This window comes from Trinickia caryophylli, from assembly GCF_034424545.1.
Lineage (GTDB): Bacteria > Pseudomonadota > Gammaproteobacteria > Burkholderiales > Burkholderiaceae > Trinickia > Trinickia caryophylli.
The window spans coordinates 501,656-520,940 of record NZ_CP139970.1 but is presented as its reverse complement, the minus strand read 5'-3'; the positions used below and the strand labels follow the sequence as shown (position 1 = coordinate 520,940).

At 62.2% G+C, this 19,285-nt stretch carries 18 protein-coding genes and 2 pseudogenes; 13 read left to right on the top strand and 7 right to left on the bottom strand.

Features of this window, described 5'->3' with window-relative positions; genetic code table 11:
• Positions 1-66: 66 nt before the first annotated feature.
• The 4 genes from U0034_RS02330 to U0034_RS02315 all read right to left on the bottom strand — a co-directional run bounded on the left by U0034_RS02330 (position 67) and on the right by U0034_RS02315 (position 3,664).
• Positions 67-984, bottom strand: a complete 918-nt coding sequence (locus U0034_RS02330) for a LysR substrate-binding domain-containing protein (RefSeq protein ID WP_085225885.1) — start codon at positions 982-984, stop codon at positions 67-69.
• Between the two features lie 566 nt (positions 985-1,550).
• A complete protein-coding gene (locus U0034_RS02325) occupies positions 1,551-2,438 on the bottom strand; it encodes an oxidoreductase (protein ID WP_102622974.1) in 888 nt (295 codons plus the stop codon).
• 110 nt (positions 2,439-2,548) lie between these two features.
• Positions 2,549-3,013 (bottom strand): hypothetical protein, encoded by a 465-nt coding sequence (locus tag U0034_RS02320; RefSeq protein WP_085225889.1) that lies wholly within the window; start codon positions 3,011-3,013, stop codon positions 2,549-2,551.
• An 18-nt stretch (positions 3,014-3,031) separates the two neighbouring features.
• On the bottom strand, positions 3,032-3,664 hold the full coding sequence (locus U0034_RS02315; RefSeq protein WP_085226446.1) for a LysE/ArgO family amino acid transporter: 633 nt from the start codon (positions 3,662-3,664) through the stop codon (positions 3,032-3,034).
• 93 nt (positions 3,665-3,757) lie between these two features.
• On the opposite strand from U0034_RS02315, the gene U0034_RS02310 reads away from it, so the two are divergent.
• The gene (locus tag U0034_RS02310) at positions 3,758-4,222 is read left to right on the top strand and encodes an Lrp/AsnC family transcriptional regulator (protein ID WP_085225891.1); all 465 of its coding nucleotides are present in this window, start codon (positions 3,758-3,760) and stop codon (positions 4,220-4,222) included.
• A 367-nt stretch (positions 4,223-4,589) separates the two neighbouring features.
• Positions 4,590-5,078: a hypothetical protein gene (locus U0034_RS02305; RefSeq protein ID WP_085225893.1), complete on the top strand. Its 489-nt coding sequence runs from the start codon at positions 4,590-4,592 to the stop codon at positions 5,076-5,078.
• Positions 5,079-5,301: 223 nt separating this feature from the next.
• Here the strand turns inward: U0034_RS02305 and gcvA are convergent, their stop codons facing one another.
• Positions 5,302-6,234 carry a transcriptional regulator GcvA gene (gcvA, locus tag U0034_RS02300; protein ID WP_085225895.1) on the bottom strand — a complete coding sequence of 311 codons (933 nt, stop codon included), beginning with the start codon at positions 6,232-6,234 and terminating at the stop codon, positions 5,302-5,304.
• 287 nt (positions 6,235-6,521) lie between these two features.
• Here gcvA and U0034_RS02295 point away from each other — a divergent pair, with 287 nt between their 5' ends.
• From U0034_RS02295 to U0034_RS02280, 5 genes and pseudogenes are all read left to right on the top strand, one after another.
• On the top strand, positions 6,522-6,866 hold the full coding sequence (locus U0034_RS02295; protein ID WP_085225897.1) for a carboxymuconolactone decarboxylase family protein: 345 nt from the start codon (positions 6,522-6,524) through the stop codon (positions 6,864-6,866).
• Positions 6,867-6,950: 84 nt separating this feature from the next.
• The gene (locus tag U0034_RS02290; RefSeq protein WP_085226448.1) at positions 6,951-7,619 is read left to right on the top strand and encodes a cupin domain-containing protein; all 669 of its coding nucleotides are present in this window, start codon (positions 6,951-6,953) and stop codon (positions 7,617-7,619) included.
• A 2-nt stretch (positions 7,620-7,621) separates the two neighbouring features.
• Positions 7,622-7,855, top strand: a pseudogene (locus tag U0034_RS29205) (NAD(P)-binding protein); the annotation flags it as partial.
• A gap of 63 nt (positions 7,856-7,918) precedes the next feature.
• Positions 7,919-8,773, top strand: coding sequence for a flavin monoamine oxidase family protein (locus U0034_RS02285; protein WP_407702972.1), 855 nt, complete (start codon positions 7,919-7,921; stop codon positions 8,771-8,773).
• 71 nt (positions 8,774-8,844) lie between these two features.
• Positions 8,845-9,873, top strand: coding sequence for an alcohol dehydrogenase (locus U0034_RS02280; protein WP_085226450.1), 1,029 nt, complete (start codon positions 8,845-8,847; stop codon positions 9,871-9,873).
• A gap of 117 nt (positions 9,874-9,990) precedes the next feature.
• Here the strand turns inward: U0034_RS02280 and U0034_RS02275 are convergent, their stop codons facing one another.
• Positions 9,991-10,887 (bottom strand): LysR family transcriptional regulator, encoded by an 897-nt coding sequence (locus U0034_RS02275; protein WP_085225901.1) that lies wholly within the window; start codon positions 10,885-10,887, stop codon positions 9,991-9,993.
• 151 nt (positions 10,888-11,038) lie between these two features.
• Between U0034_RS02275 and U0034_RS02270 the strand changes: the two genes are divergently transcribed.
• From U0034_RS02270 to U0034_RS02255, 4 genes and pseudogenes are all read left to right on the top strand, one after another.
• The gene (locus tag U0034_RS02270; protein WP_085225903.1) at positions 11,039-12,256 is read left to right on the top strand and encodes a MalY/PatB family protein; all 1,218 of its coding nucleotides are present in this window, start codon (positions 11,039-11,041) and stop codon (positions 12,254-12,256) included.
• A 237-nt stretch (positions 12,257-12,493) separates the two neighbouring features.
• A pseudogene (locus tag U0034_RS02265) lies at positions 12,494-13,291 on the top strand (transporter substrate-binding domain-containing protein).
• Between the two features lie 47 nt (positions 13,292-13,338).
• Positions 13,339-13,998 carry an amino acid ABC transporter permease gene (locus U0034_RS02260; protein WP_085225905.1) on the top strand — a complete coding sequence of 220 codons (660 nt, stop codon included), beginning with the start codon at positions 13,339-13,341 and terminating at the stop codon, positions 13,996-13,998.
• A gap of 56 nt (positions 13,999-14,054) precedes the next feature.
• Positions 14,055-14,780, top strand: a complete 726-nt coding sequence (locus tag U0034_RS02255) for an amino acid ABC transporter ATP-binding protein (RefSeq protein WP_085225907.1) — start codon at positions 14,055-14,057, stop codon at positions 14,778-14,780.
• A 43-nt stretch (positions 14,781-14,823) separates the two neighbouring features.
• Here the strand turns inward: U0034_RS02255 and U0034_RS02250 are convergent, their stop codons facing one another.
• Positions 14,824-16,239, bottom strand: coding sequence for an aminotransferase-like domain-containing protein (locus U0034_RS02250; RefSeq protein WP_085225909.1), 1,416 nt, complete (start codon positions 16,237-16,239; stop codon positions 14,824-14,826).
• Positions 16,240-16,353: 114 nt separating this feature from the next.
• On the opposite strand from U0034_RS02250, the gene U0034_RS02245 reads away from it, so the two are divergent.
• Together U0034_RS02245 and U0034_RS02240 are read left to right on the top strand one after the other, a co-directional pair.
• On the top strand, positions 16,354-17,682 hold the full coding sequence (locus tag U0034_RS02245) for an aspartate aminotransferase family protein (protein WP_085225911.1): 1,329 nt from the start codon (positions 16,354-16,356) through the stop codon (positions 17,680-17,682).
• 48 nt (positions 17,683-17,730) lie between these two features.
• Positions 17,731-19,254, top strand: a complete 1,524-nt coding sequence (locus U0034_RS02240) for a CoA-acylating methylmalonate-semialdehyde dehydrogenase (RefSeq protein ID WP_085225913.1) — start codon at positions 17,731-17,733, stop codon at positions 19,252-19,254.
• The last annotated feature ends 31 nt before the right edge of the window (positions 19,255-19,285 follow it).

Sequence of the window (19,285 nt, the reverse complement as noted above, 5' to 3'; positions counted from 1 at the left end):
GTGGAGCGGGGACTCGGAACGAAACGAAAAATTCGCATCGGGGCATGCGCTCGATGCATGCGTGCGTCACGCGCTGATACGCAGATCGTCCGGTGCGCGCTGCTGTGCCAACCAACGCGTAAATAACGTGGCGGCCCGATTCATGGTGCGTTCGTGCGGCGTGACGATGTAATACCCGCCGCCGTGGGTAGCGGTCTCGCGGGTGGCCCTGACGAGCTGCCGCTTCTCGAGGTATTGATCGATCAGCCGGTTCCAGCCGAGGACGATGCCCTGACCGTAAACAGCCATCTGGACCAGCTGCGGATAGTGGTTCGCCGCGATGATTTTCGGTTTTTTCGCCATGATCACGCCGTTTAGTTCGAGCCATTCGTCCCATGACATCCAGGGCCGCTGGCGGTCCTCATGAGTCAGCAGCGTGTGTTCGAGAAGTTCTGCCGGCGACACCAGACGGCCGTCGAGGTAGTCGGGCGAACAGACCGGGAATACCTCTTCGTCGATCAGGCGCTCGGCATCCAGATGCGATTCGCAACGGTCGCGCAGATAGTAGAGCCCGACGTCGAATTCGGACGGTGCAAGCGAGGCGAGGCTGTCGCGCACGATCAGGCGCAGGTTGACGTTCGGATGGGCTGCGCGAAACGCACAGAGCCGTGGCGTCAGCCACAAAATACCGATGCCGGACGAGCAGGCGACCGACAGGTCGAAGTCGCCATAGCGCTTCATGATTTCGAACGTCGCCTCGGAGCATTCCTCCAACAGCGTTCGGACACGGCTCGCGTAGCGCTCGCCGGCGACGGTGAGCCGCAAGGCGCGCGGCTCGCGCAGAAACAAGGTTCGACCGAGAAATTCCTCGAGCTGGCCGATCTGCCGGCTGATGGCACTTTGCGTCAGATTGAGTTCGACGGCGGCACGCGTAAAGCTGGCATGCCTGACGGATGCCTCAAATGCGATCAGGCACTGCAGCGGAGGGAGCGGGGAAATGCGCATGATTTCATACTCCGTTAGCGGCTGTGAAAAACGACGTCTTTTTTATTGGGCTTGGCCGAAGGACTGCATCAGGGCGATGGGGGATTGGCGCTGTAACAAAAAGGGGCGACCCGGATGCTCATCGGCACCCGGATTCGTTTCGAGTCATTGATGGTCCGGCGAATGCGGCCCCTCGGAGACGAGACAACATAGCATGGAAAAAACCTCGAACTTAGGATTTTTTGAAATGTTGGATCGGGTTTTGATAACCGCGATGGGGAGTTTAATTGACCCGTGAAGAGCCGGGATCCGTGGGGCGGATGCCGTAATTCTCCGGAATTCTCGATAGGCATTGGGCGCCTGGCGCTCGCGGTCGGAGGCCGGTTATTCGTTCAGATATCGGGGATCGTTTTCGCCCGGCGCTGATTTACGCTCGTCGGATGAATTAAATAGCGGTAGTGCTGAATAGACAAGTCAGGACGTTCATGGAGTCCGCGCGTCTGTACCTGCCGTGCGCGCGCGGATAACCCACTCCGGGATAGGCGCGGTGCTTTAACGAAAACGCCATTACATCGACGGGAGCGATCTTAGCCCGGGCCGTCGCTCGCCGCGGCTAAAAGCGGGACGACGAGATCGCTGATCGGCGTAGGGATACCGTGAGATCGACCACGTCGCTGCACGATCCCGTTGCGGCTATCCCATTCGAGCGGGCGGCCTGCCTGTCGGTCGGCGAGGATCGAGGTGCCGAGATCGGCCGGATAACCACGGAATGCATCGAGGATCTGTCGAGGGACCTCGTCACCCAGGGTTGCACCCTCCGCGCGAGCAACCTCGAGACATTCCTGCAAATAGGCGAGCGCCAATTGAGCAACGTCCGCTCGCGAGTACATGCCCGCGCGGCGGCCGGCGAGAACCATTAAACCCGCGACAGCGTTTTGCAAGAGCTTGCGCCACGCGACAGACGTGAAATCCACCGCGATATCCACCGAACATCGTGTGCCGCTCAACGCCGCGAGGGCCATGCGGCTTTCAGGCGTGTCAGGCAGCGTAAGGCGCGCTTTGCTTCGGAGCCAGACCGAGCCGTCAGGTTCGCGCTCGGCGGGAAACCACACCACCGAGGGTAGGACGGTGCCCGGCACGTACGGCGCAAAAAGCGTTTTCTGTTCGACGCCATTTTGCAGCGCGCAGACCACCGTCGTTTCGTTGCACAAAGCGGAAAGCCAGGCTGCGGCCGCCTCCACTTGTGTCGACTTCACCGCAACAAAAACCAGATCGAAGGTGTTTTCGACCTTGGATGGATCAGTTCTCACGGGCCCCGGCACGACGATATTGCCGCCATCGAACCGAAGTTCCAGGCGTTCGAGCGGCGAGCGGCCGAAAATCGCCGGTGTGCGTCCGACCTCATGGAGTGCTGCTGCCACCGTTGTGCCGATTGCGCCTGGCCCAACGAGTGCAATCGTCGGATTTTGCGACATCGTTTCGCTCCCTCTCGAAGTCAGCCGCCAGCTTAGCAGCATGTCGCTCCGGCTTCAGGGACATGGCCCGTCCCTGTTTTTGTCTTGCTCGCTGCCCGGGGCGGAACGATTCAGCGGATCGAAGCGGCGAGCAGCCGTTCGCGGCATTTCCCGATCTTGTCTGCCCAATCGTCGATCATCGCCGCGAACCGCTCGCCTTCGAAATCTTTCAACGCCGCTTTGCCCGCGGCGTTGAGCGCAGTGACCGTATAGCTCACGCACACCGCCGTACGCGAGTCGTCGAGCGCGACGCAACGAACGTCGACAATGCTCGTGCGCGACGCAGGCGTGCAGCGCGAATAGCGCGACCAGTGCGCTTCGAGGTCGAAGTCGATCAGGCTCCAGATCGTCAACGCGTCGCCCTCACCGGTGGTGAACACCATGCCGGATTCGGTGCGGCCGTCAGGCGGGTAGACATAGGCTGGTTTCCAGCCGTCGACCCACCATTCTTCGCCCGCCGGCGTGAAGAACATGAAGGCCTTGTCGACCGGAGCGTCGACGACGATCCGGTGGCTGGCGTGCACACGAGGCGACATGGGTGAATTTTCCTTCTTTCAGGCGAGGATCTGGCCGAGTTGCCATAACCCCAAACCAGCCAGCATCCCGGCCGAGCAAAGGTTGACGGCGCGTTGCCAACGCGCGTCGAAACGCTCGCGCAACCAGCCCACGCAGCTCGAGAGGATCAACCACCAGAGTGCGGAGCCCAGCAGAACGCCCGCGATCATGACCCAGGGCGAGGTGGTAGGCGCGTGTCCTGCCAATGCGCCGAACACCGCCATGAACGACAGGATGGTGGTGGGGTTCGACAGCGTCAGTACGAAGGTGCCCGCGACGTAGTGCAGCAGGGTGCCGGGCGGCGCGTGGTCGCCCATGCCGCGCGCGGCCGGCTGCGTAGCGATGCGCCAGGCCAGCCATAGCAGAAAGGCGCCGCCGAACAGCCCCAGCCACAGCCTCAGGCTCAGCAGCCAGCCGATCAGTCCGGTGACGCCGAAGGCCCCGATGGCACCGTACACGGCATCCGCGAATGCGGCACCCAAGCCCGTGGCCAGCCCGGCACGCGGGCCGCGTTGCAACGTGCGCTGGATCGCTAGTAATCCGATTTGTCCGACAGGCGCCGCGATCGATAGGCCGATCAGTAGCGATTGGCCGAACAGCGTGGGCAAAGGGGTTGGCAAAATGGTATCCATGCCGAGATTATCCTGTTGCATATCTCGCTTGCACAGAATGAAATGCCAAACGAAAATCGATTCCGGTTTCGATTTTTAAGGTGAAAGGCCGTCATGACCGAACCGCTTCAACTCGATGCCAAAGCCTGGGCACTGCTGATGGCGTTGCAGGAGGATGGCCGCGCACCGCTGAAGACACTGGCACAGGCAGCCGGCTTGTCAGTGCCCGCCACGGTGGAGCGGCTCAAGCGGTTGAAAGAGTCCGGCGTGGTGCGCTCGATAGGCGCCGAACTCGATCCCGAGCTGGCCGGCTACCACGTGCGCGCGATCGTTGGCATTACCGTACAGCAACCCGGCAAGAAGGCGTTCCTGGACAAGCTGCGCCGCGCCCCGGAGGTGCTGGAATGTCATCACGTCGCCGGCGCCGATTCCTACATCGTGACCGTGGTGTCTCCCAGCCTCGAAGAGTTGGAGCGCTTTCTTGGCTCCATCAACGGCTACGGCGAGACCCGCACGTCGATTGTTTTCTCCACTCCCGTCCCGCGCCGCGGCTTGGTTGCGCCGGGCTCGTCGCGATGAGCCTCATGATGCGCGAGAAGGTAGCCAATCGCTGACGGCGGCTTTGAGGCTATAAACGGTCGTTTGCAGAAATCCGCCCGTACGGGCCGGTTCGCCCCAACGCCTCCTATCCTTCGCGCCTCCTGCCGCAAAGGCGGATCGCAGGGTTTCCCTGGGCAGTTTCGCTTGCACGTGGTGGGTGAATTCGCCCCCACCCGCGAGCATGCATCGCGTGCTGCAATATGCTCCGCAAGGGACTCTGCCATGCCCTTTCGCGGGCACGAAACTTGTATCGCGATGGAAACCTCCCCGCCTGCAAGAGCGCGTGCTTTTCGGGTAGCGGGCGCGCGTTTTCTACCGATTCGCTACCTTCCGATAGAGAAAGTCAATGAAAAAAGGCCTAAGCAAACTGCTATACAACGGGAAGCACTTCGCGCCGCTCGGTGCGGATTTATTCATGCACGCTCCTCAAATCCATGCACTGCGAACGCAACTGAGTCAACTTAAAAAGTCGGGCTCCTTTCACAAGATAAACACGATGGCAGAGAGCCTTCCAGCCAGCACAAAAGAGTTTTCCTTGATCGAAGAGCGCGTCAAGAACGGAAAAACGCAGACGGTCGCGCTCTTCCCGTCGCCCAAGATCGTCTCGACGCATCAGACCCAATCAGGTGGAAGTCTGACCAGCACGGATCATGGCCCTGGATATATGGAAGCCCTGCAGACGGGCGGTACATCGGTCCATCATGAAGGTGTGCGCAAGCCCCAAGATCTCTCGCAGATGCCGTATTTTGGAAGCGCGCCCGTCACGGACCCGAATTTGATGAAAGAGGTGGCGGCGCTACGTGCCAAAAACGGATCGTTCTCTGGCAGCGAGTAGGTGTCCCGAGTCATTGCGGCGTAACGCCGCTCGAACTTCGAGCGGCAGCCCGATACCCGGGCTGCCGCCTGGCTGCGAAGAACTGGAGCGCTTTCTGGCCGCCGAGGTAAGGCAACGCGGTATGCGAGCATCAAGCTTCGCTGGAAGATGCATCGCACTCTGTGAACGAAAACGATCTGCCCATATCCGGAGTGGGGGCCGATCCTGTTCGGCACTTGGGCTTTCAATGGGAGCGTTCTCCCGGTAACGCGGCAGCCTCGTCGAGCAGCCAATCGCGAAAGGCGACGAGCTTCGGCAAGCCGGAGCAATCGGCGCGGTATACGACGTAATACGCCATGGGGGAGGCGAACTCGATCTCGGGGAACAACCGGACGAGCCGCCCGGTTGCGAGATCGTCGTTCGCCATCACGCTGCGAGCGAGCGCCACGCCATGGCCTTCGATGGCGGCCTGCAAGACTGCGGCGGAGTTGTTGATCTTCATGCCACGTTTAGTGTCCACGCTCGTCACCCCCGCTTTTTGCAGCCACATATCCCACGTGGGAAAGTCCGTATGACTGTCCATCGAGAGATCGTGGATCAACGTTTCGCGGGCGAGCCCATTTGGCTTTTGTAGGCGGCCGCGCTTCAGCAACAGCTTGGGCGAGCACACCGGATAGACTTCCTCGCTCATCAACCTGACCGCGGTCAGTCCCGGCCAGCTTCCCGTGCCGTAGCGCACGCCGATGTCGACGCGCTGAGCCACGAAATCCACAGGCTTCAGGTTCGTATCGAGACGCACGTCCGTGTTGGGCCACGCCGCCTGAAATCTCTCGATGCGAGGCAGCAGCCACTTCGCAGCGAATGCGGGGCTGACCGCCACCGTGAGCATCCCGCTGGCCGATCCCTCCTTGAGCCGCTCGAGCCCGATCGCGAGCCTGTCGAAACCCGCGCGGATGTCGGGCAAAGCGCGCTCGGCCGCCTCGGTAGCGATCAGGCGATTGCGCCCGCTTGTCGTGCGATGAAATACCGTTGTACCGAGCCATTCCTCCAGGGTGCGCACGAGCTGCCCCACCGCGGCGGGCGTGACGTTCAATTCCGCGGCGGCGGCGGAAAAGCTTTGATGCCGGGCGCTGGCTTCGAATGCCCGCAACGCATTCAGATGAACCGGGGATTTCATAGGCAGAATAGATTTTCTTTGCGATGCTGATACTTTATCTGGTTTGCCGTGCGGCGGGGACGCGCGAAAAATGCAATCGTTCGGCCGGATTGATTCGATCCCGCAAGCGATGTCTGGCAATACGTCTACTGCGTAGCTGCACAGCCGGATAGTTTTACTTCTGGACCTTCGATATTCCCTGTGATGTGTCGGGCGCGTGCCACGAGGCCTCCATCTAGTGGCCCAATCTCTCGTGCGGAGTGTCGTTGGCGTACACAGCTTTATCGATCTCGCGAGGAGACACTGCAATGATGCAAGACTGGAACAGCTACCGAGCCGCGTTGCTCGGGCGGATAGGCGAATATGCGGGGAAGAACCCGGACGTGGTGCAAGGCCTCGCAACGATCGAAAACGCCGCGGCGAAGAGCGGCAAGCTGGAACCGAAGGTACATGAGCTGATCGCGCTCGCGGTGGCTGTCACCACGCGATGCGATGGCTGCATTTCCGTGCATACGAAAAAGGCCGTCGAGCAGGGTGCCACGTTGGAGGAGATCGCCGAGGCGCTGGGCGTGGCTATCGCGCTGAACGCAGGTCCCGCACTGGTCTATTCGGCGAGAGTGCTTGAGGCGCACGCGCAACTGGCCGGTTCGTAAGCGGGAATGGGGCGGCTGCCGGCGGTTGGAAAATCGAGTAGCGGCCCCTGACCTTGACGCATGACATTCCGGGCAAAGACAGCCGTGCTGGTGAACACAGATTTCTCGCGCTGGGCGATCGTTACGCCGCGCGAATACCGATGGATCGCCTCCCCACAGAAGGGAGTCGAACGCGTCATGCTGGAGCGCGTCGGCACAGAGGAGGCCCGCGCGACCAGCATCGTGCGTTACCTCCCTCATTCGCATTTTCCTCAGCACAACCATCCTGAGGGCGAGGAGGTTTTGGTTCTGTCGGGTGTCTTCTCCGAGGGCGACACGCATTACCCAGCCGGCTGGTATCTACGCAATCCGCCTGGATCGAGTCATCGCCCGTCCAGCGAGGAGGGCGCCGTCATCTTCGTCAAGCTTCGACAAATGCTGCCCGACGAGCGTCGCAGTGTCCGGATCGATACGCGTCATCCGGCATCGTGGCGGCGTTCGCATGGCCAGGACGTCTGCCTGTTGTTCTCGAACGACCTGGAGCATGTTTGCCTTCGGCGCCTGGCGCCCGGAGAAATCGTGTTGCCCGATTCGCGGCGCCGCACCGAATTGCTGGTATTGGCCGGAGAGGCGCTGATCGGGGCGGCATCCTACGGGCGCGGCAGCTGGATCAGGTCGCCAAGAGGGGCGCAGCCAATGATCTCGGCCGGCGCACGCGGCGCCACGCTTTATCTGAAGACAACCGAAGTGGTTGACCAGGAACTCGGAGCATAGGCATGGGGACAACCAGCATCGCCATCGTGGGCGCAGGTCTGAGCGGCCTTTACGCCGCTTATCTCCTCGAGCAGCAGGGAATACGGAATTACATGTTGCTGGAGGCTCGCGCGAGAACGGGGGGGCGCATCGTCTCGGCATCTTTCACGGAGGCGCCGCTTGCGGCAGAGGCGGCGTCGAACGACTTCAATCGCTTCGACCTCGGGGCGGCATGGTTCTGGCCGGATCTGCAACCCAGGCTCGACCGCCTGGTGACGCACTTGGGCCTGGAACGATTCGAGCAGTACGAGGAAGGCGACATGCTCGTCGAGCGCACGCCGCACGATCCGCCCTTGCGCATGCGTGGCTACGCATCGTCGCCTCGCGCCATGCGTCTCAAGGGGGGCATGGGCGCATTGATCGCTGCTTTGCAGCGGACGCTGACACCGGGGCGGCTCGTGACCGGCCGGAACGTGCGGCAGGTGCGCCGCATGGAGCGCCATATCGAACTGGACGCGGAGGATGCTCAAGGGCGGTTCTCGACTCATCGAGCCGCGGCGGTACTGCTTGCCATACCGCCGCGGCTCGCGACGGCCACCATCGAATTCGTGCCCGCGTTGCCGAGTGCGTTGTGGCGCGGCTGGACCGACACTGCAACGTGGATGGCACCCCACGCCAAGTACGTGGCCGTCTACGACGCTTCGTTCTGGCGAGATCGGGGCCTCTCCGGCGAGGCGCGAAGCGCCGTTGGTCCGCTGGCGGAGATTCACGACGCGTCGATGCCCGGCGGCGACGCGGCACTATTTGGCTTTCTGGGGCTGCCTGCTCGAACGCGCGGGCGCCTGAGTGACGACGAACTGCGCAAACAATGCCGGGCGCAGTTGGCGCGGATGTTCGGTGCACAGGCGTCGCACCCTCGCGTGGAAATCGTCAAGGATTGGGCGGAGGACCCGCTGACAGCGACCGGGAGCGATCGGGACGTGGGACCTGAACATCCGGCCGCGCCGGCGGCAATGGCCGAGTCCGGTGTTTGGCGGCATGTGCTGATCGGCGTCGCAAGCGAGTGGTCGCTGCGGTTTCCGGGCTATGTGGCAGGCGCCATCGATGCGGCGAGCACGGGCATGAGCGCGTTGCCGGGTCTTGCCTCGTTCGATGCGATTGCGGCCCATCGGTAATGCGATCGCCCGCATGCTGTACGAAAAAAGCGGATGGGCTTGCAGGACAAACGATAGCGGAGATATCGAACGTGAAAAGTACCTATAGGGCCATGCAGGTGGCGAGGCCCGGCGAGCTGGAGTTGGTCGAGCGTGACATACCGGCCCCTGGCCAGGGTGAAGTCTTGATCGAAGTCGAAGCATGCGGCGTTTGCGGTGCCGATGCGTCCGATATAGAACGGGCCGATCCGACGTTGGCAACGCCACGCGTACCGGGCCATGAAGTCGTGGGCCGAATCGCCGCAATAGGCGCTGGGGTGCCCGCAATCTGGAGCGTAGGGCAGCGAGTGGGCGTGGGCCGCCTTGGCGGCCATTGCAACGAATGCGACGCATGCCGGCGCGGGCAATTCCAGCTTTGCCTTAACCAGCCGGTGCTGGGCGCGACATGCGACGGAGGCTATGCGGAGATGATGGTGGCACGCGCCACAGGGTTGGTTTCCGTTCCGGACGAACTCCATGCCCAGGAGGCCGCGCCCATCCTGTGCGCCGGCTTGGCCACCTTCAATGCGCTGAAGAAGTCCGGCGCGGAGCCCGGCGATCTCGTGGCGATACTCGGCGTTGGAGGACTCGGGCATATGGCCGTGCAATATGCTCGCAAAATGGGCTTCAAGGTGGTGGCGGTCGGACGCGGTCAGGATATCGAGGAAGATGTGTTGGCGCTGGGTGCCCATGCTTACATCGATACGAACGAGCATGACGGCGCGGCGAAACTCAAGGAAATGGGCGGTGCACAGGCAATCGTCACGACGATAGGCAATACGGCGACGGTGTCGGCCGTGATGGGCGGCCTTGCGCCTCAAGGCAGGCTGATCGTGCTCGGTACCGGAAAAGACCCGTTGCCGGTCGCAACGGGCCAACTCGTGCGCGGCGAACGCAGCGTCATGGGGTCGATGACGGGGTCGCCCTATGAAAGCGAGAAGACGCTGAGATTCAGCGTACTGACAGACGTGCGGCCCATGATCGAGACGATGCCACTGGAAGAAGCCTTTGCTGCCTATCAGCGAGTGAAGCGAGGCGATGTCAAGTTCCGGATGGTGCTGGTCATGAGAAAAGACGCCTAGTCCCCTCCGAGGCCGTGGCGCGGCCGCGATATCGACGGTTTCGGCCACGACGGCCGGGGCAAGCACGCCCGCTGCAGCGGAGCGCGCCCATCATGCCCATTATGTCCATTACGCCCATTACGCCCGACTGACCCCCATCTCCCGCGCGATTGCCACGAAGCCGGCAATGTACGCGATAGCTTCTTCGCCGCGGCGCACCCCAAGATTGATGCTCTTGCCGATGCCGCGCTTGCCGAGCTGCACCGCACGAATCGGCAGCTCGGCCCCCTCTTCATGCACGAGCCAATCGGGCAGTACTGAAACACCACGTCCCGCCGCGACGAGTTGCAACATGAGATCGGTCGCTTCCGCGGTCCTGTGGCTCTTCGGCTTGCAATGGGCGGGGATGAGGAAACGTGTATAGATGTCGAGCCTGTCTTCGCTGACGGGAACGGTGATCAGCTCCTCGCCGAGCAGATCGCGGGGCTGAGCGAAGGCGCGTGCCGCGAGCGGATGGGCTTCATGCACGACGAGCACGAGTTCGTAGTCGATAACGGGCGTAAAGCGAATGTCGGGCAAGTCGACGGGGTCTGGCGTCACGAGCAAGTCGATTTCATGGCCTGCGAGTGCGGCAACGCCGTCGAAGCGAAAGGCCGTGCGCACATCGAAGTCGACGTCCGGCCAGGCGGCGAGGTAACGGGGCGTCAATCGCGAGAGCCACTTCTGGCATGGATGACATTCCATGCCCACGCGCAGCGCGCCGCGCCGGCCCTGCGCGAAATCGACGAGCACGCGCTCGGCGTGATCGATCTGCGGCAACACGCGCTGCGCCAAAGCGATCAGGTATTCCCCGGCCTGGGTAAAGCGAAGCGCACGGCCGTTCTTGGTCCAGATCTGGACGCCGTGCTGCTCCTCCATTTTTCTAACCATATGCGAGAGGGCCGACTGGGTAACGTTGAGTCGCTCCGCGGCTGCGGTGACGCTCCCCAGCCGGTCGACTTCCAGCAGCACGGCCAGTTGTTGGCGATCCAGCATTCATGATCTCCGTTCATCGAACGATGAAAATATACCATTTATGCTCATGGAAAAGCGTTGCTATTCTGACCGGAATTCAAGGCCGCGCCCGGCGCGCGCCTTCATATCGGACGAGGAAGAAATAGTGAACGTTAAAGCATGCTCCGCAGAGATGAAAAACGACGCTTCGACCGGAGGCAGTGTTTGCGTATTCGATCAGGTGGCCGATCGCAAGCAATCGAACTCGATGAAATGGGCAATTGCGGAAAAATTGCTTTCGGCGGATGAAGCTGCGGCTGATCCCTTGCCGATGTGGGTCGCCGATATGGATTTCCGCGCGCCTCAGCCCGTGATCGACGCGCTGCACGAGGCCATGGAGCACGGCATCTTCGGGTACCCCGGCGGCGCAACCGACAGTTATCTCGATGCGGTCGTCGGCTGGCAAGCCAAGCGGTTCGGTTGGGACGTCGCGAAGGAATGGGTGGTGCAAACGTCGGGCATCATCACCACGTTGAAGACTGCCGTGCAGGCGTTTTCCTCGCCGGGCGACACGGTCCTGATCCAGCCTCCGGTGTATGCCCATTTCCATAACGACGTGTTGATGAACGGACGTCATCTGACGTTCGCCCCGCTGGAACGAACGGAGACGGGCTACCGCTTCAACGAAAAGCTGTTCGAAGCGGCGATCCGCGACAACACGAAGCTCTTCATCCTCAGCCATCCTCACAATCCGACGGGCAACGTCTGGTCCGAGGGCGAATTGCGCACGATGGGCGAGATCTGTTTGCGACATGGCGTGCTCGTCATATCCGACGAAATTCATCAGGACCTGATAGTCAATCCGGCAAAGAAACACATACCGTTCGCTTCGCTTGGCGAGACGTTTGCACAAAACAGCATCACCTGCACGGCGCCGAGCAAGACCTTCAACCTGCCGGGTCTGCAAAGCGCGAACGTATTCGTGCCGAACCGGCGTTTGCGAGCCGAACTGCTGCGCCAGTACGACAGGAACATGTTCCCGCTGGTGAATACGCTCGGCATGGTTGCGGCCGAGGCCGCCTATGCGCACGGTGAACCCTGGCTCGAACAGATGTTGGGCTATCTGCGCGTGAACCACGCTCACTTTCGCCGAGCCGTCAACGAGATGACTCCGAAGGTCAAGGTGCTGCCGGCGGACTCGCTCTATCTGGCCTGGATGGACTGCCGCGGCTTGGGGCTGGATGCCCAGGCACTCGACAAATTCATGCTGACCAAGGCGAGGCTTTGGCTCGACAAAGGCCAGAAGTTCGGCATCGAAGGGCATGGTTATATGCGCGTCAATCTCGGCTGCCCTCGCGCCACGGTCGATGAGGCGATCAACCGGCTCGCCGCGGCGTTGACGGAAGGCTGAGCGCTGAGGGAAGGGCGCAGGAATACGGCGTTTGACCGTTGCCGCGCGGCAGGCTGCCGTCCGTGTACGGTCACGGCATTGATTCGTGAGGGGGCTGTTGTCCGAAGGGAAGCGCTCGCGACGCATCACCGGGTATGCGAGCGTTTGACGGGGTGTCGGTGGTAACCGCACACGGATGGACGCATTTTGTTGCTCGTCTGTCCAGTGTGCAATTCATATAACGTTGGAGACAAAATCATGAAGATCCGGAAAGCGATTTTTTTCGCGGCCCTTTCGGTATCGGCGGCGTGCGCGTCGTTCGCTGCCTGTGCAGAAGACCTGCTCGACGTCGTGAAGGCGCGCGGCACATTGATGATCGGAATGGAGGGGACGTATCCTCCGTTCGATTATCGCGACTCGCAGGGGAAACTGCAGGGCTTCGACGTCGATGTCGCGAAGGCGCTGGCCACAAAGCTGGGCGTCTTGCCGGAGTTCTACACGGGAGAGTGATCGGGGTTGATCGGCGGCTTGCAGGCCGGGAAATTCGATGTGGTGGTGAATCAGGTGACCATTACGCAGCAGCGCCGTCAATCCCTGGATTTCAGCCCCCCGTATGCATACTCCGCAGTTCAGGTGCTCGAGAGAAAGGGCGACAAGGCCGAGTATCAAAGTCTTGAAGAACTGAAGGGTAAGCGCGTGGCGGTCACGCTCGGCTCGAACTTCGCAGACCTGGCCAAGTCGGTTCCCGGCATCATCGTGCAGACCTACCCCGGCATGTCCGAAGCGCTCAGCGACCTCGTGGGCGGCCGAGCCGATGCCTACCTGAACGACCGCCTGTTCGTACCTTACCTCATCAAGACCTCGAACGTACCGATTCGCGGCGGCGGCCTTTTGAAGCACACCAGCGATGAAATCGGGATTCCCTTCCGAAAGGGCAATCCGAAGTTCTCCGCCGCGGTGAACGAGGCGCTGACGTCGATGCGAAACGATGGCACGCTCGCCGCGATCTCGAAAAAGTGGTTCGGCGCGGATGTCAGTCGTCCGGCGGGTAACTAACGAATTGCTGGGTAGCCAGAGGCGCGTCGTACGCTGGAGGATGAGAGATGGATCGATTCGGATTGGTGGTCAATTCGGCCCCTGTGTTGATGATGGGGGCACTTTTGACCGTGAAGTTCGCGGTTGCGGCGATGGCCTTCGGGCTCGCGGCAGGCGCGTTCACCGCGGTACTGCGAATCAGCGGCAATCGCGGCCTGGACCGGCTCGCGCAAGCATACGTCAGTGTGATGCGCGGCACGCCGCTTCTGGTTCAGATGTTCGTCGTCTACTACGGCTTGCCTGATCTCGGGGTCTCGCTGTCGCCGACGACTGCGGGCATCCTGACACTGACGCTGAATGCGGGGGCCTATCTTTCCGAGAGCATGCGCGGCGCGATTCTCGGCATCCCGCGCGGCCAATGGAGTGCATCGCATAGCCTGGGGCTGACCTATTTCCAGACGCTGAGATATGTGGTCGGCCCGCAGGCGCTGCGTCTTGCGGTGCCATCCATGGGCAATACGCTGATCAGCCTGATCAAGGATACGTCGCTGGTTTCCGTGATCACGGTGACGGAGTTGCTTCGCTCCGCGCAGGAGGTGATTGCAACGACGTTTCAGCCGTTGCCGTTGTACCTCGCGGCGGCCGCGCTGTATTGGGTGCTGAGCTCGCTGCTGGCGGCGGTTCAGAATCGGCTGGAAGGACGCCTCGCCTTGCAGGGTCGTCACTAGGCGGCACGAGAGCCGCTGTGCGCCGTCGGGCAACTTTTATTGTCAGGTAATGCAACATGATCGACATCGACAATGTTTCGAAGTGGTACGGCCAGCATCGCGTATTGGATCGCTGCACAACGGCCGTTCAAAAAGGCGAGGTGGTGGTCGTCTGTGGGCCTTCGGGATCGGGGAAATCGACGCTCATCAAGACCATCAATGGCCTGGAAGGCTTTCAGCAGGGGGCGATCACCGTCGATGGCGTGAGCGTTGGCCGATCGAAAGCGGACCTCGCTTCATTGCGCACGCGAGTTGGGATGGTTTTTCAGCATTTCGAACTGTTTCCTCACATGAGCATTCTCGCGAACCTCACGCTGGCGCAGATGAAGGTTCTTCGCCGCTCCCGCGAGGAATCCGATGCGAAGGCGATGATGCTGCTCGAACGGGTGGGGCTCGCATCGCACGCGCACAAGTACCCGGGGCAGATGTCGGGCGGGCAGCAGCAGCGTGTGGCCATCGCACGCGCGTTGTCGATGGACCCGGCGGCCATTCTGTTCGACGAGCCGACGTCGGCGCTCGATCCCGAAATGATCAACGAAGTGTTGGACGTGATGATCGAGCTGGCGCAAGAAGGCATGACGATGGTTTGCGTGACGCACGAAATGGGCTTCGCGCGCAAGGTCGCCGATCGTGTCCTCTTCATGGACGCGGGCGCGATCGTGGAGGACTGCGAGAAGGACCGCTTTTTCGACCTGCCGCGATCCGAACGCGCCCGCGATTTTCTCGCCAAAGTGCTGCACTGACGCGGCTGGCGGCCCGGCAGTTCGCCCGGACCGGGAATGCCCTTCAGCCCGCCGCGTGGCCGGCGAGCCCTTTCATGAAGTCCCATAGTGCCGGCACATCGGAGGTGGCCGCGTTGAACCTGAACCACTCCGATGCGCGCTCGCCGGGGCGGAAGTAGGAGCCGGGCGCAAGCCAGATGCCCTGGCTCAGCGCATCGCTTGCCACCGCAATGCTGTCTTCGGGCCTGATAGGCAGCTTCGCCCAAAGAAAGAGCCCGGCATTCGGCCTGTGAAAAACCTCGAGCCCCGAGGCGGCCATCGCTTCGGTGACACGATTGTGCGCATTGAAAAGACGCTCGCGAATGTGTGCCGTGTGGCGCTCGTAGTGGCCGTCGACAAGCACGTTGGCGACGGCACGCTCAGTGACTTCCGAGGACGTCAGGCCCACGGCCATCTTCGTCAGCGCGAACCGGGCCACGAGATCGCGGTTGGCCGCGATATAGCCCACGCGCATAGCCGGTGTGATCGTCTTCGAAAACCCGGACAGATAAATGACGCGCTGCAACCCCTCCATCGCGGCCAGGCAGGGCGCCCCAGGCGGCGCGAGCTCGCGCGAGATGTCGTCTTCGACGATCCAGAGCCCCTCCCGGTCGGCAATCTGCAGCAGGCGAAATGCCGATTGCGCGGTGAGCGACGTGCCGGATGGATTCTGCAGAACGGTGTTGACGAAGATGCCTTTCGGGCCGTGCCGCTTGACGATTTCCTCGAGCTGCGCGCAGTCGATTCCGTTCTCGGTGCGCGGAACGCTCACGACGTCGACGAATGCCACCTTGAGAATCTGCAGCAGATTGCAGTAGCACGGGTCTTCGACCACCACCGTATCGCCGGGCCGCAGCAGCGTGCGAACCACCAGGTCGAGTGCCTGAGTGACACCCTGCGTCAGCAGCACGTCGGCCGTGCCGACCGCGAGCGAGTAACGCCGCAGCGAATGCGCGATCAGCTCGCGCAGTATCGCGAGCCCGTACGGGTGGCCGTAACCGCCGATGCGCGACCCAGGCACGCGGCTCACGACGCGCAGCGCGTGCTGAATGCCGCTCTCGTTGACCCAGTCGTTCGGAATCCAGCCGCAGCCCGCCTTGATGGGCACCGACTGGTCGGCGAATACGTCAGATAGAAGCCAGGCCGCGTTCAGCGCCGGCGCATTCCAGGCTGGCGCCGCCGGCTCCGCGGCGGGACGCGCCGCGACCCGGTAGCCGGCGCCTGCGCGGGCGATCAGCAACCCCAGCGATACGAGGCGCTGGTACGCCTCCGAAACGGTGTACGTGCTCAGTCCGTGCGATTTGGCGAAGGCCCGCACCGAAGGCAGCGCGGTGCCGGCAGGATAGGTTCCGTGACGGAGTTCTTCCTTGATCGATGCGACGATCTGATCGACGAGCGTGCCCTCGTTCTTCCGGGAGCGAGAGAGCTTCAGCTTGAACATTTCAACACAGTTGGAAGGAGAAAGTCAGCACGGTTTGACGGGGAGCTTTTTTCTGTCCAGTGATTGTAGCGCCCGAAGCCGATAGAGTCGGCTCCATATTCAAGGAGCCACGTCATGAGCAACACGCAAAGCAGCCTCGACCTTTCCAACTTCTGGATGCCGTTCACGGCGAATCGGCAATTCAAGGCGGCACCGCGGCTCTTCAAGTCTGCGAAGGGCATGTATTACACGACGGTCGATGACCGGACCGTGCTGGATGCCACGGCCGGGCTTTGGTGCGTCAATGCTGGTCACGGCCGTTCGGAGATCGCGAAGGCGGTGGCCGAGCAGCTCGAAACGATGGACTACGCGCCCACGTTCCAGATGGGACACCCGCTCGCGTTCGAAGCGGCCAGCAAGGTGGCCGAATTCATGCCGGCGGGGCTCGATCGCATCTTTTTCACGAACTCGGGCTCCGAGTCGGTCGACACCGCATTGAAGATGGCGCTCGCTTATCACCGTGCCCGCGGCGAGGGTCAGCGTACGCGCTTCATCGGGCGCGAGCGCGGCTATCACGGCGTGGGCTTCGGCGGCATCTCTGTCGGCGGTATCCTCGCGAACCGCAAGACCTTCTCCGGCAATCTGATGCCCCACGTGGACCACCTGCCTCATACGCTGAACGTGGCCGAGGCCGCCTTTACCCGCGGGCAGCCGACCTGGGGCGCGCATCTCGCCGACGAACTCGAGCGGCTCGTCGCGTTGCACGACGCATCGACCATCGCGGCTGTCATCGTCGAGCCGCTCGCGGGTTCCACGGGCGTAATCGTGCCGCCGAAGGGCTATCTCCAGCGGCTGCGCGAACTGTGCACGAAGCACGGCATTCTGTTGATCTTCGACGAAGTGATTACCGGATTCGGGCGCCTTGGCGCACCGACGGCCAGCGAATACTTCGGCGTCACGCCGGACCTCCTCACGATGGCCAAGGCCATCAATAACGCGGCCGTGCCGATGGGGGCCGTTGCCGCGAGCCGCGTCGTGCACGATACGGTGATCGGCGCTGGCGCCGAGAACGCGATCGAGTTCTTTCACGGCTATACCTATACGGCGCATCCCGCGGCGGCGGCGGCGGCCATCGCCACGCTCGGCATTTACAAGCGCGATCGACTTTTCGAGCGCGCAAGCGAACTCGCGGGTGCATTCGAAGACGCCGTGCACGAGTTGCACGGCGCCCCGCACGTAAAAGACATCCGCAATCTGGGGCTCGTGGCCGGCGTCGAGCTGGAGTCCCGCGCCGGTGCAACCGGCGCGCGTGCCTACGAGGTGTTCCTCAAATGTTTCGAGGCGGGCGTGCTCGTGCGCTATACCGGCGACATCCTGGCTTTCTCGCCGCCGCTCATCGTCGACGAGCAGCAGATCGCACAGATCTTCTCGACGGTGAGGGACGCGCTGCGTCACGTTGCCTGAATTGAATGGACCGTCCCGACGGGACACACAAGCATTCGGAGTATCCCAATGAACGTAGCAAACGAAAACAGCAACCTCGCTATCAAGCAGATCGGTCATTTCATCGGCGGCCAAATCGTCGCACCGGCGAACGATCGCTTCAAGGACATCTTCAATCCGGCGACGGGGCAGGTGGCGGGTTCGGTCGCACTGGCCTCGGTCGACGAGGTCGAGCGCGCGGTGCAAGCCGCCAAGGCAGCCTTTCCGGCATGGAGCGAAACGGCGCCGCTCAAGCGCGCACGCATACTCTTCAAGTTCAAGGAGCTGCTGAATCAGCATCACGACGAACTGGCACTCATGATCACGCGCGAGCACGGCAAGGTATTCACCGACGCGCAGGGCGAAGTCGTTCGTGGCATCGAAGTGGTCGAGTTCGCCTGCGGCATCCCGAACCTGCTCAAGACCGACTTCACCGATCAGATCGGCGGCGGCATCGATAACTGGAATCTGCGCCAGCCGCTTGGCGTCGTTGCCGGCATCACGCCGTTCAACTTCCCGGTGATGGTGCCGATGTGGATGTTCCCCGTCGCGCTGGCCTGCGGCAACACGTTCGTGCTGAAGCCCTCCGAGCGCGACCCGTCGGCCTCGTTGTGCCTCGCCGAGCTGCTGAAGGAAGCCGGCCTGCCCGACGGCGTATTCAACGTCGTCAACGGCGACAAGGTGGCTGTCGACGCGCTCATCGAGCATCCGGACGTCGCGGCGATCTCGTTCGTCGGCTCCACGCCGATCGCCGAATACATCCACACGGAAGCTTCGAAACGCGGCAAGCGCGTGCAGGCGCTGGGCGGCGCGAAAAATCATCTCGTCGTCATGCCGGATGCCGACATCGATCAGGCCGTCGACGCGCTCATCGGCGCCGCCTACGGCTCGGCCGGCGAACGCTGTATGGCCATATCGGTTGCCGTGGCCGTCGGCAACACGGGCGACAAGCTCATCGAGAAACTGATCCCGCGCATCAAGTCGCTTGTCATCAAGAATGGCGAAAACCCCGACGCGGAAATGGGCCCGCTTGTCACGGCCGAGCACAAAGCGAAGGTATCCGCCTATATCGCTTCGGGCGTGGAGGAGGGAGCGAAGCTCGTCGTCGACGGCCGCGCGCACCGCGTGTACGACGATGACGGATTCTTCATAGGCGGCACGCTGTTCGACGATGTGCGTACCGATATGAAGATCTACAAGGAGGAGATATTCGGGCCGGTGCTGGCTGTGATCCGCGTGCCCGACTTCGCCAGCGCGGTCGAACTGATCAACGCGCACGAGTTCGCCAACGGCGTTTCGCTTTACACGACCGATGGCGGCGTCGCCCGCGCGTTCGGCCGGCAAATCGAGGTGGGCATGGTCGGCATCAACGTGCCGATTCCCGTGCCGATGGCGTGGCATTCCTTCGGTGGCTGGAAGCGCTCGCTCTTCGGCGATCATCACGCGTATGGCGAGGAGGGCGTGCGCTTTTATACGCGATACAAGAGCATCATGCAGCGCTGGCCGGACAGTATCGCGAAGGGCGCCGAATTCACGATGCCGGTCGCGAAATAAGCGATACGGCGGCATGACGGCCCGGCGAACG